At 69.1% G+C, this 16,777-nt stretch carries 13 protein-coding genes; 3 read left to right on the plus strand and 10 right to left on the minus strand.

Annotation, left to right across the window (positions count from 1 at the left end; translation table 11 throughout):
* Positions 1-18: 18 nt before the first annotated feature.
* The 5 genes from ACWFRB_RS02265 to ACWFRB_RS02285 are packed head-to-tail and all read right to left on the minus strand — an operon-like array spanning position 19 to position 4,876.
* Positions 19-975: an alpha/beta hydrolase gene (locus ACWFRB_RS02265; RefSeq protein WP_452638503.1), complete on the minus strand. Its 957-nt coding sequence runs from the start codon at positions 973-975 to the stop codon at positions 19-21.
* A gap of 44 nt (positions 976-1,019) precedes the next feature.
* A complete protein-coding gene (locus ACWFRB_RS02270; RefSeq protein ID WP_452638505.1) occupies positions 1,020-1,775 on the minus strand; it encodes a succinate dehydrogenase/fumarate reductase iron-sulfur subunit in 756 nt (251 codons plus the stop codon).
* Positions 1,772-3,724, minus strand: a complete 1,953-nt coding sequence (locus ACWFRB_RS02275; RefSeq protein WP_452638506.1) for a fumarate reductase/succinate dehydrogenase flavoprotein subunit — start codon at positions 3,722-3,724, stop codon at positions 1,772-1,774. The genes ACWFRB_RS02270 and ACWFRB_RS02275 overlap by 4 nt, the downstream gene beginning before the upstream one ends.
* Positions 3,725-3,776: 52 nt before the next feature.
* Positions 3,777-4,595, minus strand: a complete 819-nt coding sequence (locus ACWFRB_RS02280; RefSeq protein WP_452638508.1) for a hypothetical protein — start codon at positions 4,593-4,595, stop codon at positions 3,777-3,779.
* On the minus strand, positions 4,592-4,876 hold the full coding sequence (locus tag ACWFRB_RS02285; RefSeq protein WP_452638509.1) for a hypothetical protein: 285 nt from the start codon (positions 4,874-4,876) through the stop codon (positions 4,592-4,594). The genes ACWFRB_RS02280 and ACWFRB_RS02285 overlap by 4 nt, the downstream gene beginning before the upstream one ends.
* Before the next feature lie 139 nt (positions 4,877-5,015).
* Between ACWFRB_RS02285 and ACWFRB_RS02290 the strand changes: the two genes are divergently transcribed.
* The gene (locus tag ACWFRB_RS02290; RefSeq protein WP_452638511.1) at positions 5,016-6,305 is read left to right on the plus strand and encodes a cytochrome P450; all 1,290 of its coding nucleotides are present in this window, start codon (positions 5,016-5,018) and stop codon (positions 6,303-6,305) included.
* Here the strand turns inward: ACWFRB_RS02290 and bioD are convergent.
* From bioD to ACWFRB_RS02315, 5 genes are all read right to left on the minus strand, one after another.
* Positions 6,275-6,976 (minus strand): dethiobiotin synthase, encoded by a 702-nt coding sequence (gene bioD, locus ACWFRB_RS02295; protein ID WP_452638513.1) that lies wholly within the window; start codon positions 6,974-6,976, stop codon positions 6,275-6,277. The two genes, ACWFRB_RS02290 and bioD, sit on opposite strands and share 31 nt — an antisense overlap.
* Complete coding sequence (locus tag ACWFRB_RS02300) at positions 6,973-8,127, minus strand: 8-amino-7-oxononanoate synthase (protein WP_452638515.1); 1,155 nt, start codon at positions 8,125-8,127, stop codon at positions 6,973-6,975. Before ACWFRB_RS02300 ends, bioD begins: the two co-directional genes overlap by 4 nt.
* 46 nt (positions 8,128-8,173) lie before the next feature.
* A complete protein-coding gene (locus ACWFRB_RS02305) occupies positions 8,174-9,481 on the minus strand; it encodes an adenosylmethionine--8-amino-7-oxononanoate transaminase (protein WP_452638517.1) in 1,308 nt (435 codons plus the stop codon).
* 27 nt (positions 9,482-9,508) lie between these two features.
* A complete protein-coding gene (locus tag ACWFRB_RS02310; RefSeq protein WP_452638518.1) occupies positions 9,509-10,759 on the minus strand; it encodes a cytochrome P450 in 1,251 nt (416 codons plus the stop codon).
* Between the two features lie 118 nt (positions 10,760-10,877).
* On the minus strand, positions 10,878-12,116 hold the full coding sequence (locus ACWFRB_RS02315; RefSeq protein WP_452638520.1) for a PucR family transcriptional regulator: 1,239 nt from the start codon (positions 12,114-12,116) through the stop codon (positions 10,878-10,880).
* A 167-nt stretch (positions 12,117-12,283) separates the two neighbouring features.
* Between ACWFRB_RS02315 and glgX the strand changes: the two genes are divergently transcribed.
* Together glgX and treY are read left to right on the plus strand one after the other, a co-directional pair.
* Positions 12,284-14,389: a glycogen debranching protein GlgX gene (glgX, locus tag ACWFRB_RS02320; protein WP_452638521.1), complete on the plus strand. Its 2,106-nt coding sequence runs from the start codon at positions 12,284-12,286 to the stop codon at positions 14,387-14,389.
* Positions 14,386-16,701 carry a malto-oligosyltrehalose synthase gene (treY, locus tag ACWFRB_RS02325; RefSeq protein WP_452638522.1) on the plus strand — a complete coding sequence of 772 codons (2,316 nt, stop codon included), beginning with the start codon at positions 14,386-14,388 and terminating at the stop codon, positions 16,699-16,701. The genes glgX and treY overlap by 4 nt, the downstream gene beginning before the upstream one ends.
* The last annotated feature ends 76 nt before the right edge of the window (positions 16,702-16,777 follow it).

The following is a 16,777-nucleotide window of genomic DNA, read 5'->3' on the forward strand; positions in this document are numbered from 1 at the left end:
CCCGCGGGCGCCGGGCCGTCAGTCCCCGTGCAACGCCCGGTGCAGCGTCGTCGTCGCGAGCAGCATCGCGGCGCGGGCGGCGTGCGTGTCGGCCAGCGCGTTGAGCATGACGAAGTCGTGGATCATGCCCTGGAACCGCACCGCGGTCACCGCCACACCGGCGGCGCGCAGCTTGTTGGCGTAGGCCTCGCCCTCGTCGCGCAGGACGTCGGCCTCCCCGTTGATGACCAACGCAGGCGGCAGGCCCGCCACCATCTCCTCGGTGGCGCGAAGCGGCGAGGCCAGCACCTGCGCGCGCTCGGCCGGATCGGTCGTGTACTGGTCCCAGAACCACGCCATCGCGCCCGCGGTGAGGAAGTAGCCGTCCGCGAACTGCCGATACGACTCCGTGTCCTGGCCCGCGTCGGTCACCGGATAGAAGAGCACCTGCTGGAGGAAGTCGGGGCCGCCGCGTTCCTTAGCCATCAGGGTGAGGGCGATGGTCATGTTGCCGCCCACGCTGTCGCCGGCCACCGCGAAGCGGGTCGTATCGAAACCCTCGTCGGCGCCGTGTTCGGTGATCCAACTGGCGGTGCCGTAGATCTCCTCGATGGCCGTCGGATACTTCGCCTCCGGTGAGAGGCTGTAGCTCGGGAACACCAGGGCAGCATTCGCGCCCACCGACAGCTCACGGACCAGCCGGTCGTAGATGTGCGTGTTGCCGAAGACCCATCCCGCGCCGTGGTTGTACTGGATGACGGGCAGGGTCCCGCTCGCACCCTTGGGCCGAACGATGCGGACCGGCACCTCCCCCGACGGCCCGACAGGGATCACCCGGTCCTCGACATCGACCGGCGGGGCCACCGTGTCACCCGCCTGCACCTCGTCGAATGTCGCGCGGCCCTCCGCCACGGGCAGCTCGTAGATGAACGGCGGCTTCGCCGTCGCGTCGGCGAACTCCTGGGCGGCGCGCTCGAGAACCGGTTTGTTGGGCATCGGAGCTTCCTTCCCTCGTCGAACATGTTGTCCGCCTGCTGGGTTCAGCCGTCGCCGCGCCGGAACAGTTTGTTGCCCAGCCAGACGATCGGGTCATAGCGCCGGTCGACGACGCGTTCCTTCATCGGGATCAGTGCGTTGTCGGTGATGCGGATGTTCTCCGGGCACACCTCGGTACAGCACTTGGTGATGTTGCACAGGCCCAGTCCGTGCTCGTCCTGTGCGGCGTCGCGCCGGTCGGCGACATCGAGCGGGTGCATCTCCAACTCGGCGACCCGCATCAGGAACCGCGGTCCGGCGAAGGCCTGCTTGTTCTCCTCGTGGTCGCGCACCACGTGACAGGTGTTCTGGCACAGGAAACACTCGATGCACTTGCGGAACTCCTGCGATCGCTCCACATCCACCTGTTTCATCCGGTACTCCCCCGGCTTCAGCCCCGGAGGCGGCGTGAAAGACGGTATCTCCCTGGCCTTCTGGTAGTTGAAGGACACGTCGGTGACGAGGTCCCGGATCACCGGGAAGGTCCGCATCGGCGTGACGGTGATGATTTCGTCCTCGGTGAACGTGGACATCCTGGTCATGCACAACAGCCGGGGCCTGCCGTTGACCTCGGCCGAGCACGATCCACACTTGCCCGCCTTACAGTTCCAGCGCACCGCCAGGTCCGGCGTTTGGGTGGCCTGCAAGCGGTGGATGATGTCGAGGACCACCTCACCCTCGTTGACCGGCACCGAATAGTCCTGCAGGTCACCGCCGTCCACGTCTCCGCGCCACACCCTGAAGCTCGCGTCGTAGGTCATGACGGGCCCTCACTTCCTGTTCGGGCCGAGTCCGGATGATCGGCGAGTTCGGCGTCCGTGTAGTACTTGGCCAGTTCGCCGAGATCGAAGAGCGCCAACAGGTCCGCGCGCATCGGCTGCTGGGGCACCGGCGCGACCGTGACATCGGGCACGACGGTGCCTGCCGCGGTGTCGGCGCCGCCGACCACGCTGCACACCAACAACGTGCCCCGCCACCCGGAGTCCATCGCCGGGTGGTCGTCCCTGGTGTGTCCGCCCCTGCTCTCGGTCCGCATCAACGCCGCCTTCGCGACGCACTCGCTGACCAGCAGCATGTTCCGCAGGTCCACCGCGAGGTGCCATCCGGGGTTGAACTGCCGGTGTCCCTCCACCGTGACACCGGGGATCCGCCGCCTGATCTCCTCCAGCTTCGCCAGCGCCTCACGGATCTCGCCGTCCGTCCGGATGATGCCGACGAGATCGTTCATCGTCTGCTGGAGCTCGGTGTGCAACGTGTACGGGTTCTCCGTGGCCTCGCCCTCACCCGGCGGATCGAACGGCGCCAGCGCCATCGCCGCCGCCGCGGTCACGTCGGCGTCGTCGATCATCGGCCTGCGCTCGAGCGACTCCAGGTAGTCCGACGCCCCGAGACCGGCGCGACGACCGAAGACCAACAGGTCCGACAGCGAGTTCCCGCCGAGCCGGTTCGACCCGTGCATGCCGCCCGAGCACTCCCCCGCCGCGAACAGGCCGGGGAGGCTGGACGATCCGCTGTCGGGGTCCACCTCGATGCCACCCATCACGTAGTGACAGGTCGGCCCGACCTCCATCGCCTCCTTGGTGATGTCGACGTCGGCGAGCTCCTTGAACTGGTGGTGCATGGACGGCAGCCGACGCACGATCTCGTCGGCGGGCATCCGGGATGCGATGTCGAGGTAGACGCCCCCGTGCGGCGTCGACCGCCCCGCCTTGACCTCCGAGTTGATCGCCCTGGCGACCTCGTCGCGCGGCAGCAGGTCGGGCGTGCGGCGGTTGTTGTCGGGATCGGTGAGCCAGCCGTCCGCCTCCTGCTCGGTCTCGGCGTACTGGCCTTTGAACACCGGCGGGATGTAGGAGAACATGAACCGCTCGCCCTCGGAGTTCTTGAGCACCCCGCCGTCGCCGCGGACCCCCTCGGTGACCAGGATCCCCTTCACGCTCGGCGGCCACACCATCCCCGTCGGGTGGAACTGCACGAACTCCATGTTGATCAGGTTCGCTCCCGCGCGCAGGGCAAGGGCGTGCCCGTCGCCGGTGTACTCCCACGAGTTCGAGGTGACCTTGAAGGACTTGCCGATCCCGCCGGTCGCCATGACGATCGCGGGCGCGTCGAACAGGATGAACCGCCCGGATTCGCGCCAGTAGCCGAATGCGCCCGCGATCCGGCCTTCCTCCAGTAGAAGCTCGGTGATCGTGCATTCGGCGAACACCTTGATCCTGGCCTCGTAGTCGCCGGTCTCGGCGAAGTCCTCCTGCTGCAGGGCGACGATCTTCTGTTGCATGGTGCGGATGATCTCCAGGCCGGTCCGATCCCCCACGTGCGCCAGCCGCGGATAGGTGTGGCCGCCGAAATTGCGCTGGCTGATCCGACCGTCCTCGGTCCGATCGAACAGCGCGCCATAGCTTTCCAGCTCCCACACCCGGTCGGGTGCCTCGCGCGCGTGCAGCTCGGCCATCCGCCAGTTGTTGAGGAACTTGCCGCCGCGCATGGTGTCCCGGTAGTGCGCCTGCCAGGAGTCCTTGGAGTTGGCGTTGCCCATGGCGGCCGCGCAGCCGCCCTCCGCCATCACGGTGTGCGCCTTGCCGAACAGCGACTTGCAGACCACCGCGACCGAATGACCGCGTTCGCGGGCCTCGATGACCGCGCGCAGCCCTGCGCCTCCCGCGCCGATCACGACGACGTCGTAGGTGTGCCGTTCGACCTCGGCCACGGGCGCTCCCCCTTTGATCTCGGTTGGTGCTCGGATCGATCAGTGCTCGAGTTCAATCAATAAACCGCAGGTCGGAGATGGTGCCGCTGGCGACGAGCATGATGTAGAAGTCCGTGAGCATCAGCGTCGCGAGCGTCGTCCAGGCGAGCTGCATGTGCCGGGTGTTGAGCCGGCCGACCAGGGTCCAGAGCCGATACCGGACCGGGTGCGCCGAGAAGTGCTTGAGCCGGCCACCGGTGATGTGCCTGCACGAGTGGCAGGACAGCGTGTACGCCCACAGCAGGATGACGTTCACGAGCAGGATGACGTTGCCGAGGCCGAAGCCGAACCCACCGCTCTCGCCGTGGAAGGCGGCGATCGCGTCGTAGGTGTTGATCAGCGAGACGATCAGCGCCGCATAGAAGAAGTAGCGGTGCGAGTTCTGCAGGATCAGTGGCAGCCGCGTCTCGCCGGTGTACCGCGCGTGTGGCTCGGCGACCGCGCACGCCGCGGGGGCCAACCAGACGGAGCGGTAATAGGCCTTGCGGTAGTAGTAGCAGGTGATCCGGAAGCCGAGCAGGAACGGCAGCACCAGGAAGCCGAGCGGTATCCACATCGGGAGCTCTCCGATGGGCGTGCCGAAATGGCTGGACCCGGGGACGCACGATTCGCTCAGGCACGGCGAGTAGAACGGCGTCAGGTAGTGGTACTGGTCGACCCAGTAGGCGGTGCGGACCCAGGACCGGATGCTCGCGTACACGACAAAGGTGGCCAGCCCCAGAGTCGTCAGCAGGGGGGCAAGCCACCATCGGTCTGTCCGCAGGGTGCGCGCGGAGATCCGCGCGCGCGAGGGCCCGGTGACGCCACCGGATTCCCTGGCGGGCGCGCTCACCGGCGCTCGTGGGGATGACCGCCTACGCCCTCGTCATCGGCGCCCAGCCACAGCGCCTGGTCGTATGGGGTGTCCGGCACTGCCACCCGCTCGTGCTGCCCGCCGTGCGCCATCCGTGGAGGCGACTCGTCGAGGTCACCCGCGTCGATATCCAGTCGCTCCACATCGTTGGCGAGCCTGCGGACCGCCGCCGCGTCGCCGTAAACCGTGCGTAGCGAGCCGACGCACTGCCGCAGGTGCCCGATCGTGCGTTGCAGCTCCATCATTTCGGTGGTGGACATTCGAACCTCCGAGACCCGATGATGTGATTGCTATCACACTACGGTAAGCGCATGACCACGACCCCCGCATCCGACTGGGCAATTCGTCGGATCCGCTCCGGAATCGGGCGCCGTGCCGCACCGAGAGAAGGGCGTTCGCATGGTGTCGCATCGTGGTGATCGAGTCGCTCCGCGGCCTTCGACTCCCGGACTCGACCTGCCCGCGGGATTCGATTTCACCGATCCCGACCTGTATGTGACGGGTGTGCCGCACGCGCAGCTGGCGGCGCTCCGCGCGCACTGCCCGGTGTGGTGGAATCCGCAGCCGCCCGGTGTCGGTGGCTACAGCGACGAGGGCTACTGGGTGGTGACCAAGCACGCCGACATCCGGGAGATCTCCAGGAACTCCGAGCTCTACTCGAGCTGGGAGAAGACAGCCATGGTCCGGGTCGACGACGACATCACGCCGGAGAACGTCGAGATGCAGCGGCTCATCATGCTGAACAAGGACGCACCGGAGCACACCACGCTGCGCAAACTCGTCGCCCGCGGGTTCACGCCGCGAGCGATCGCGAACCTGCGCGCGACCCTCGCGGAACGCGCCGAGAAGATCGTCGCGGCGGCCGCGACGGCGGGCAGCGGCGACTTCGTCTCGCAGGTCGCCTGCGAACTGCCGCTGCAGGCCATCGCCGAGCTCATCGGCGTGCCGCAGGAAGACCGCCGCAAACTCTTCGACTGGTCCAACGAGATGACCGGCGGCGACGACCCCGACTACGACACCGACCCGATGACCGCCTCCGCGGAGATCCTCGGGTACGCCTACCAATTGGCCGACGCCCGCCGCACGTGCCCGGCCGAGGACATCGTGACGACCCTGATCCAGGCCGACATCGACGGCGACGAGCTCACCCCAGAGGAGTTCGGGTTCTTCGTGATCGTGCTGACGGTGGCGGGGAACGAGACCACCCGCAACGCCATCACCCACGGGATGATCGCCTTCCTCGAGAACCCGGACCAGTGGGAGTTGTTCAAGCGCGAGCGGCCGACCACGACCGCCGACGAGATCGTCCGCTGGGCGACCCCGGTGACCGCGTTCCAGCGGACCGCGACCGCCGACACGGTGCTCGGCGGGCAGCAGATCCGCAAGGGCGATCGGGTTGCGATGTTCTACGCCTCCGCGAACTTCGACGAGGACGTGTTCGAGGATCCGACGAGGTTCGACATCTCCCGGGATCCCAACCCGCACCTGGGTTTCGGCGGCTCGGGTGCACACTTCTGCCTCGGCGCGAACCTCGCCCTGCTCGAGATCGACCTGATCTTCAACGCACTGGCCGACCGCATGCCGGACATCTCCCGCCTCGGCGACCCGCAACACCTGCGCTCCGGCTGGCTGAACGGGATCAAGCGGTTCGACGTCGATTACGGCAGCGGTTGCCCCGTCAAGCACTGAGCGAGTGCCGGATCGAACCATCCTGGCGCCGCGGCCGCGAACGCCTCGCGGTCGAGCACGGCCGAGCCGGCCGGGACGGACCCGAGCAGCGGCACGCCGGTCACCTCGGCGAGCTCCTCGAGGTTGCACCGCGCGGCGAGATCCGGCTCCGATGGCCAGGAGCCGATGACCAGACCCACGCAGGGCACCCCGGCGGATTCGAGCGCGCGCACCGTCAGGGCGCTGTGGTTCAGGGTGCCGAGACCAGCCGCGGCGACCACGACGACCGGGGCGCCGAGCTCCCGCGCCACGTCGACGAGCGTGAAGCCGTTCGCCCCGAGACGGACCAGCAGCCCGCCCGCGCCCTCGACGAGTGTCAGGTCGTGGGTGGCGTCGAGCGCACGGGTCGCGGCGACCACATCGGCACACTCGAGCTGGGGCATCCCCGCGCGGCGAGCGGCCGTGTCGGGGGCGAGCGGCTCCGGGTACCGGGCCAGCTCGACCACCTCGCCGACGCCCGAAAGCCGCTGCACCTCGGCCAGATCCCCCGGCTCGCCGACGCCGACGCCGGTCTGCGCCGGCTTGCAGACGGCAACCGTGCGACCGGCGGACAGCGCGACCGAGGCGAGCGCGGCGGTCACCACGGTCTTGCCGACGTCCGTCGAGGTCCCGCTGATGAGCAGCACGCTCACGCGGGCGCCCCGGCGAGGATCTCGGCGAGAACGGTCTCGATGGTGGCGAGCTCGTCGGGCGTGATGGTTGCGCGCGCGGTCAGGCGCAGCCGGGAGGTGCCCTCCGGCACCGACGGCGGGCGGAAGCAGCCCACGTGCAGACCGCGTTCGCGGCAGGCCTGGGCAGCATCGAAGGCTCGTTGAGCGTCGCCGAGCACCACCGAGACCACCGCGGACTCGGGCTCGCCAACACCGGCAATCCGGGCCAGGTCGCGGGCCCGATCGAGCACCGCGGTCGCCCGTTCGGGCTCCCGACGCAGCACCCCGAGCGCGGCCCGCGCGGCACCGACCGCGGCGGGCGCGAGCCCGGTGTCGAAGATGAACGCCCTGGCAGCGTCGATGAGATGGGCGCGCACCTTCTCGGCGCCGAGCACCACCCCGCCCTGGCTGGCCAGCGACTTCGACAGCGTCGCGGTGACCACCAGGTCCGGCTCCCCCGCCAACCCGAGTTCGTGGACCAGGCCGCGGCCGCCGTTCCCGCGCACCCCGATGGCGTGCGCCTCGTCGACGATCAGGACCGCGCCGTGCTCGCGGCACAGCCGGTGCATCTCCCGCAGCGGGGCCAGGTCGCCGTCGGCACTGAACACCGAGTCGGTGAGCACAAGCGCGCGCTCCTCGGTCCTGGTCGCGAGGGCGTCGCGCAGCCGGTCCAGGTCGCCGTGCGGGGCCACCTCGACCCGGGCCCGTGAGAGCCGGCAGGCGTCGACGAGGGAGGCGTGGCTGCCCGCGTCGGAGATGACCACGGAACCCTTGCCTGCCAGCGCGGTGACGACACCGAGGTTCGCGGTGTACCCCGAGGAGAACACCAGCCCAGCCTCGGCGCCGACGAACTCGGCCAGTTCCCGCTCGAGCAGTTCGTGTTCGGTGGTGGTCCCGGTGACCAGGCGCGATCCGGTCGCGCCCGTACCCCAGCGGCGCAGCGCTGCCATCGCGCCGTCGACCACCTCCTGGTGCCGGACCAGACCGAGATAGTCATTGGAGGCCAGATCGATCGTCGCCGGGGCAGGCGTGCGCGGCCGCAGCTCACGCCGCAGCCCGGCGTCGCGGCGCTGCTGCGCGACGTCGTCCAGCCAGCTCAGAGGGGTGCGATCGTTTCCCACGGGAAGCACCATACGCGAGGACTTGAACGGTGTTCAAGTCTCGGCACCGCCGTGGTGTTCAATTCCCCGGCGCGGCCGCCTGGGCGGTCGCCCGCGCCGCCGCCACCATCCCCGCCGCGATCGCCGCGACCTCCTCGGGGGTGCAGATGTACGGCGGCATCGCGTAGATCAGCTTGCCGAACGGCCGCAGCCACACACCCGCCGCCACCGCCGCGTCGGTGGTCAGCCGCATGTCCACCGGCCGCTCCATCTCGATCACGCCGATCCCGCCGAGCACCCGCACGTCCGCCACCCCTGGCAGGTCCCGGGCCGGCGCCAGCCCTGCCGCAAGACCGGCGCCCAGCGCCGCCACCTCACCGCGCCAGTCCCGCGAGAGCAGCAGTTCCACCGCCGCCACGGCGACCGCGCAGGCGAGCGGGTTCGCCATGAACGTCGGGCCGTGCATCAGCCCGCCGGCCTCCCCAGCGCTGATCGCCGCCGCGACCGCGGTGCTGCACAGCGTGGCGGCGAGCGTCATGTACCCACCGGTCAGCGCCTTGCCGACGCACATGATGTCGGGGGCGACCCCGGCGTGGTCGGCCGCGAACAGCTCCCCTGTGCGCCCGAACCCGGTGGCGATCTCGTCGAACACCAGCAGCAACTCGTGCTCGTCCGCGAGGCGACGCAGCTCGGCCAGGTAGCGCGGATCGTGGAAACGCATGCCGCCGGCGCCCTGCACCACCGGTTCGACGATGATCGCGGCGAGCTCGTCCCGGTGCTCGAGCAGGATCCGCTCGAACTCGGCGACGTACGCCGGGTCGAACTCGCTCGGCGGGATCGGCGCGAACACCTGCCGGGCCAGCACGTCCGTCCACAACGAGTGCATGCCGCCGTCCGGGTCGCAGACGCTCATCGGTGCGAACGTGTCGCCGTGGTACCCACCGCGCCAGGTCAGCAGGTGCTTCTTGTCCGGCCTGCCGAGGCTGCGCCAGTATTGGATGCACATCTTGACGGCGACCTCCACCGACACCGAACCCGAGTCGGCGAGGAACACCTTGTCCAAACCGTCCGGGGTGATCTCGACGAGCAACTCGGCCAGTCGGGCGGCCGGCTCGTGGGTGAGCCCGCCGAACATGACGTGACTCATCCGCCCCAGCTGGGCGGTGGCGGCGGCGTCGAGCACCGGGTTGCGATACCCGTGCACGGCCGCCCACCACGAGCTCATCCCGTCGATCAGCTCCCTGCCGTCGGCAAGCGTCAGCCGGACCCCGCTCGCGCTGTCGACCACCAACGCGCTGGTGGAGGACGGAAATGCGCCATACGGATGCCAGAGGTGCTCGGCGTCGATACGGGAAATCTGATCTGCGGTCAGCGCGGCTCGGGACACAACAGGACCCTAGCGAGCCGCCGCGAGCTACCCGTGCCGGACCGGGCACCCGCCCCGATAGTCGACCTGGAGCTCCTTGATCCCGTTGATCCACCCGGACCGCAGGCGTCGCGGGTCGGCGAGCCTGGTCAGGTCCGGCATGTGGTCCGCGATCGCATCGAACATGAGCCCCACCTCCATCCGAGCGAGGTTCGCCCCGATGCAGTAGTGGGCGCCGGTGCCCCCGAAGCTCAGGTGCGGGTTCTCGGACCGGGTGATGTCGAAGTCCATCGGGTTGTCGAAGACGTCCTCGTCGAAGTTCGCCGATGCGTAGAACATCACCACCCGGTCCCCCGCGGCGATCTCCTGGCCGCCGAGCACGGTGTCGCTGAGCGCGGTCCGCTGGAAGCCGACCACCGGTGTCGCCCAGCGGATGATCTCGTCGACCGCGGTCGCGGGTCGCTCCCGCTTGTACAACTCCCACTGATCCGGGTGGTCGAGGAAGGCCATGATCCCGTGCGTGATCGCGTTGCGGGTCGTCTCGTTGCCCGCGACGGCGAGGATCAGCACGAAGAAGCCGAACTCCTCGGAGGTCAGCGCCTCACCGTCCACGTTCGCCTCGACGAGAGTGGTCAGAATGTCGTCGGCCGGGCACCGCTTGCGCTGCTCCGCCATCTCATACGAGTAGCCCAGCAACTCCGTCGATGCGGTGACCGAGGCCTCAGCGAACTCCGGATCGTCGTAACCCATCATCTGATTCGACCAGTCGAAGATCTTGCCGCGATCGTCCTGCGGGACGCCGATCAGCTCGGCGATCGCCTGCAGTGGGAGCTCGGCGGCGACCTGCGTCACGAAATCGCCGGTGCCGCCCGCCGCAGCCTGCTTGACGATCGTCTCGGCGCGCGCCTTCAACGCCGGGCGCAGGTCCGCGATCGACCGTGGGGTGAACGCCCGCGAGATCAGCTTCCTGAGCTTGGTGTGCTCCGGCGCATCCATGTTGAGCAGCAGGTGCCGCAGCATGTCGATCGTCTCGCGCGGGGTGTCGTCGGCGAACCTGGGGATCGCCGTGTTCTGCCAGGTGGAGTACACGTCGCCGTTGCGCGAGACCTCCTTGACATCAGCGTGTTTGGTCACTGCCCAGTAGCCGCCGTCGCCGAACCCGCCCTTGTCCGGGGACTGGGGGTTCCACCAGACCGGCGCGGTCCGGCGCAGGTCCGCGAACTCCTCGGCGGGCAGCCGGTCTGCGTACACGGCGGGATCGGTGAGGTCGAAACCGTCGGGGATGTTCGGTGTGCGCACTGCAATCTCCTCGTCCTCAGGTGAGTGTCATGACGAGCGTCACACGGCGAAAAGTGCTCGTGCTTGGCAGATTTCGCCAAGGTCACCACCGTGATTTGTGTGACCCGCACAGCCCCGATCACCTACCGAAGGTGTCGAAGCACTCCAACGCCAGCTCCAGAGGCAGGCGGTTCGTCGCCAGGTCCCGGCCGAGGACCTCCTCCACCCGCTGGATCCGGTATCGAACGGTGTTCTTGTGCACGCCAAGCCGTCGCGCCGCGGCCTCGTGGTTTCCCCAGCAGGACAAGACGGCGCGGACGGTGTCGCGCAGGCGCTCGGAGGCAGCGTCGTCGCCCAGCATTCCCCGCAGTTCACGTTCGACGAGCGCGGACCTGGCGGCGGGATCCTGGGAGACAAGGGACACGACCTCGACGTCGCGGTAGCGGGTGAACGTGCGGCGTTGCCTGCCGTTCTCGGCGATCGACCGGGCGGCCTGCGCCTCGCGGTGACTGCTCCGGAACCCGTCGATGCCTGCACCCTGCCCACCGACCGCGATCCGGACCCCTGCCGGGACCAGCGCGGCGTGCTGCGGATCGGTGGCGAGCCGATCCCCGTCGACCATCCAGGCCCACAGCCCCCTGGCGCCAGACGGTACGCAGAGCAGGTCGGTGGCGGACACCGCCCTGGCCAGCCGCATGACGATCGGCTCCAGATCGGGGACGGGGTCGAATCCCGGCGCGGCGTCCTCTGCCCACACGATCAGGGCAGAATGCGACCTGTGTAGCGGGTACGCCATCCGCGCGGATGCCTGGGCGACGTCGACGGTGGTGCCGTCCAGGATCTCCCGGACCGTGCCGATGCGCTGCGAGAACGCACCTCGCAGCAGGCTCTCCCGCTCGCGGGTGTACGTCGTGTTGAGCTCCTCGAGCATCGTGTTCATCAGCTCACTGGTCTGCTCCCACATCATCGTCATCAGAGCCACCGCGAAGTCGCTCGGGAGATCCTGCTTGGCGACGAACTCGGTGGCGAACCCGAGCACGGCGCGATGGCAGGCATGGTCGAACTGGGAAAGCACCCTGAGGTCGAGGCCGCGGCGGGCGATGGTCCGGGCGAGCGCGTGGCACTCACCGGAGACGGTCGGCGTCGCGCGGGCGCCGTCGACCGGGATCTCCGCGCCGAGGAACGCCCGGAACTGGCTCCGGATCGCGACCTTGAGGTCGCGCTGCAACTCCGTGTCCGCCGCGAGCTCGGGAACGTCCGCGCAGATCGACGAGTCGAGCCGGTCGATGAACCCCTCGAAATCGGCGCGACTGAACGTCGAGCTCACGTACTCCCGCATCCACCGCGCCGCGGACCCAGGACTGATAGTCGACCCCATGAGGACATTGTGTGCAGATCGCACAATCAAGCGACGCCGTATGGCATGAATGTCCAAACAGGCACGGATGATTTGTGCGAATCACACATATCGATGGAGGGCGGCCCATTGTCATGGGACCGCGACGTCGACAGGAGGGGTCGCCCGGCGCGGGCTAGGGTCGAGTAATGGCAGACATGGAGAGCCCGGCCATCGCGGTGTGGCCGGGCAGCGCCTATCCGCTCGGCGCGACCTACGACGGCGCGGGGACCAACTTCTCGCTGTTCTCCGAGGTGGCCGACGCGGTCGAGCTCTGCCTGATCGCCAAGGACGGCACCGAGACCCGGGTGCAGCTCGAGGAGGTCGACGGCTTCGTCTGGCACGCCTACCTGCCCGCGATCGCGCCCGGACAGCGCTACGGCTTTCGCGTACACGGCCCGCACGACCCCGACGCCGGGCAGCGCTGCGACCCGAGCAAGTTGCTGCTGGACCCGTACGGCAAGGCCTTCTACGGCGGATTCGATGCCGATCCCGCGGTCCACACCTTCGGCTCGGACTCGCTCGGACACACCATGACCACCGTGGTGATCAACCCCTTCTTCGACTGGGCGTCCGATCGTGCGCCCCGTCGGCCGTACCACGACACGCTGATCTACGAGGCGCACGTCAAGGGGATGACGGCCACCCATCCCGCTGTGCCGGAGGAGCTTCGGGGCACATACGCCGGCCTCGCGCATCCCGCGATCATCGACCACCTGCACGGCCTCGGGGTCACCGCGATCGAGTTGATGCCCGTGCACCAGTTCATGCACGACCAGACCCTGCTCGACCTCGGACTGCGGAACTACTGGGGCTACAACACCTTCGGGTTCCTGGCGCCGCACGCCGACTACGCCGCATCAACCAAGGCGGGCGGCGCGGTCACCGAATTCAAGGCCATGGTGCGGGCGTACCACGAGGCGGGCATCGAGGTGATCCTGGACGTGGTCTACAACCACACCGCCGAGGGCAACCACCTGGGCCCGACGATCAACTTCCGCGGTATCGACAACGCCGCGTACTACCGCCTCGTCGAGGGCGATCTCGCGCACTACATGGACTACACGGGCACCGGCAACAGCCTCAATGCCCGGCACCCGCACACCCTGCAGCTGATCATGGATTCGTTGCGGTACTGGGTGACCGAGATGCACGTGGACGGATTCCGCTTCGATTTGGCGTCCACCCTCGCCCGCGAACTACACGACGTGGACCGGCTGTCCGCGTTCTTCGACCTGGTGCAACAGGATCCGATCGTCAGCCAGGTCAAGCTGATCGCCGAGCCGTGGGACGTCGGCGAGGGCGGCTACCAGGTCGGCAACTTCCCGGGACTGTGGACCGAGTGGAACGGCAAGTACCGCGACACCGTCCGCGACTACTGGCGGGGCGAACCGTCCACCCTCGGCGAGTTCGCCTCCCGCCTGACCGGCTCGTCGGATCTGTACGAGGCCACCGGCCGCAGGCCGAGCGCCAGCATCAACTTCGTCACCGCGCACGACGGATTCACCCTCGCCGACCTGGTGTCCTACAACGAGAAGCACAACCAGGCGAACGGCGAGGACAACAAGGACGGTGAGAGCCACAACCGATCCTGGAACTGCGGGGTGGAGGGCCCGACCGACGACCCGGAGATCCGCTCGCTGCGGGCCCGCCAGCAGCGCAACCTGCTGGCCACCCTGATGCTCAGCCAGGGCACCCCGATGCTGGCGCACGGCGACGAGATGGGCCGCACCCAGCACGGCAACAACAATGTGTACTGCCAGGATTCACCGCTCGCCTGGATGGACTGGTCCCTGGCCGAGACGAACGCGGACCTCGTCGAGTTCACCCGCAACGTGATCGCCCTGCGGGCCGCGCATCCGGTGTTCCGCCGCAGGCGGTTCCTCGAGGGCGGACCGATCCGGTCCGGCGAGCAGATCCGCGACATCGCCTGGCTGACACCGGCGGGCCAGGAGATGAGCGCGGAGGATTGGGGCAGCGGCTTCGGCCGGTCGCTCGCTGTGTACCTCGACGGCGAGGGCATCCAGGAGCCCGATCAGCGCGGCAGGCGCGTGGTCGACGACTCGTTCCTGTTGTGTTTCAACGCCCATGACGAGGTGCTCGAGTTCACCGTCCCCGACGACAGCGGCGGAGCGCACTGGGCGGTCGCGCTCGACACCGCCACCGGCACCGGACTCGTGGACGCGGTGGTCGGCGGCGGCGGGACGATGAAGGTGGCGCCGCGGTCGGTGGTCGTGCTGCGCTCGGTTCCGTGACCGTGCCGGCGATCACCGGGACGTACCGGCTGCAGCTGCGCGGGGACGCGTTCACCCTCGACGACGCCAGGCAGTTGGCGGACTACCTCGACGATCTCGGCGTCTCCCACCTGTACCTGTCCCCCGTCCTGACCGCGGCCGCGGGCTCGACCCACGGCTACGACGTGACCGACCCCACCTCGGTGTCGCCCGCGCTCGGTGGCCGGGAATCCCTGGTGGCGTTGGCGTCCGAGCTGCGCGGCCGGGGCATGGGGCTGATCGTGGACCTGGTGCCCAACCACGTCGGGGTGGCCGATCCCCGGCAGAACCACTGGTGGTGGGACGTACTGAAGCGAGGCCCCGAGTCCTCGTACGCGTCGTTCTTCGATATCGACTGGGCCCAGGGACGATTCGCGGTTCCTGCGCTGGGTGACGACGGACCACTCACCGTCGACCGCACCGGTCCGGAACCCATGCTCGCCTACTACGACCACCGCTTCCCGATCTCGCCGGGAACCGACGGCGCCGACGCGACGGCGGTGCACTCGTGCCAGAGGTACGAGCTGGTCGACTGGCGCAGCGGCCGTGTCGGCTACCGGCGGTTCTTCACCGTCAACGAGCTGGCCGCGTTGCGCCAGGAGGACCCGGCGGTATTCGAGGAGAGCCACCGCGAGCCCCGGACCTGGGTGTCGGACGACCTCGTCGACGGGGTCAGGATCGATCACCCCGACGGGCTCACGGACCCGGCCGGCTACCTGCGCGGCCTACGGGAGCTGCTCGGAGCGGACCGTTGGCTGGTCATCGAGAAGATCCTGGCCCCCGGCGAACCCCTCGACCCTGCACTCCCGGTGGACGGCACCACCGGCTACGACGCGCTCGGCGAGCTGACCGGGGTGTTTCTCGACCAGGCGGGCGAACGGGAGCTGACGGAGCTACACCTGCAGCGCACCGGCGACCGCGGCGACGCCGAATCGCTGCGGCGGTCCGAGCACGAACTCAAGCGCGAGGTGCTGCGCGGCGCTCTCACTCCTGAGGTCCGCCGCATGGTCGGCGCGGTCCTGCGTGATTCCGGCACCGACGTCGATCCCGAGTCCCTGACCTCGGCCGCGGTGGAGACCCTCGCGCTGGTCCCCTACTACCGCACCGACTACGGCCCGACGTCCGGCGCTCTCGGCGAGGCGATCGGCATCGTGTCCGAGGAACATCCGGAGCTAGCCGGGGCGTTGTCAGCGCTGTCCGTGGCGGTTCGCGCGGAGGGCGAGGCGGCGGCGCGGCTGCATCAGGTGTGCGGCGCCGCGATGGCCAAGGCCGTCGAGGACCGCCTGTTCTACCGGACCGCGCGGTTGATCTCCCTGCAGGAGGTGGGCGGCGACCCGGGCCGGTTCGGTGTGCCGGTCGCGCAGTTCCACCTCGCGCAGGCCCGGCGGGCAACGGACTGGCCGGCCGCGATGACCACTCTCTCCACCCACGACACCAAGCGCGGCGAGGACGTACGGGCCAGGATCGGGGTGCTGTCGCAGGCCGCAGGCCTGTGGTCCCGCTCGGTGAGCGCGTGGGAGGAACTCGCCCCCAGCCCGGACCCCGCGACCGGACTGTTCCTGTGGCAGTCGATGTTCGGGGTGTGGCCCGTCGTCGGGAGCCCGGACGCCACGGTGCGCGAGCGGCTGCGGGCCTACGCGACGAAGGCCGTGCGGGAGTCCGGTCTCCGGACGTCCTGGGAACGTGTGGACGCGGACTTCGAGTCGCGGGTGCACGCGTGGATCGACGAGGTGATCGACGGTCCGGTCTCGGCGTCGATGTCGGATCTCGTCCGCATCCTCGCGCCGCACGGCCGGATCGACTCGCTCGGGCAGAAGCTGCTGCAGTTGGCCGGGCCGGGCATCCCGGATGTGTATCAGGGCACCGAATTGTGGGAGGACTCGCTGGTCGACCCGGACAACAGGCGGCCGGTGGACTTCGGCGTGCGGCGGCGGCTGGCGGCCGACCTGCGGCCGGTGTCGGCCGTCGACGCGGTCGCGAAGCTGACGGTGACCCGGGCGGCGCTGCGACTGCGGCGCGAACGACCGTGGAGCTTTGTCGGTGGCACCTACTCGCCGGTCACCGCCGACGGTGTGGCGGCCGCCCATCTGGTCGGGTTCCTGCGCGGCGACGACGTGATCGCGGTGGCCACCCGGCACAGCCTCGCACTGTCCGAGCGCGGATGGCGCGGAACCTCGGTGACGCTGCCGCCCGGCACCTGGACCGACCGACTGAACGGTCACGTGTTCACCGGCACGGTTCCCGCCGAGGAGCTACTCGGCCGGCTCCCGGTCTCACTGCTCGCCCGCGCCTGACCAGCACTCTGTCCACTGGCCGAGACGATCCGGCACACGATGACGAAATTTCGCCTACCGTGATCTGTAACACGTT

The sequence above is a fragment of the Rhodococcus sp. NPDC055112 genome (genome assembly GCF_053607505.1).

What these genes read in the sequence shown, in the direction of transcription:
- ACWFRB_RS02265 (WP_452638503.1), bottom strand. Translation starts at nt 975, where the DNA reads ATGCCCAACAAACCGGTTCTCGAGCGCGCCGCCCAGGAGTTCGCCGAC.
- ACWFRB_RS02290 (WP_452638511.1), top strand. Translation starts at nt 5,016, where the DNA reads ATGGTGTCGCATCGTGGTGATCGAGTCGCTCCGCGGCCTTCGACTCCC.
- ACWFRB_RS02270 (WP_452638505.1), bottom strand. Translation starts at nt 1,775, where the DNA reads ATGACCTACGACGCGAGCTTCAGGGTGTGGCGCGGAGACGTGGACGGC.
- glgX (WP_452638521.1), top strand. Translation starts at nt 12,284, where the DNA reads ATGGCAGACATGGAGAGCCCGGCCATCGCGGTGTGGCCGGGCAGCGCC.
- ACWFRB_RS02300 (WP_452638515.1), bottom strand. Translation starts at nt 8,127, where the DNA reads ATGGTGCTTCCCGTGGGAAACGATCGCACCCCTCTGAGCTGGCTGGAC.
- ACWFRB_RS02285 (WP_452638509.1), bottom strand. Translation starts at nt 4,876, where the DNA reads ATGTCCACCACCGAAATGATGGAGCTGCAACGCACGATCGGGCACCTG.
- ACWFRB_RS02315 (WP_452638520.1), bottom strand. Translation starts at nt 12,116, where the DNA reads ATGGGGTCGACTATCAGTCCTGGGTCCGCGGCGCGGTGGATGCGGGAG.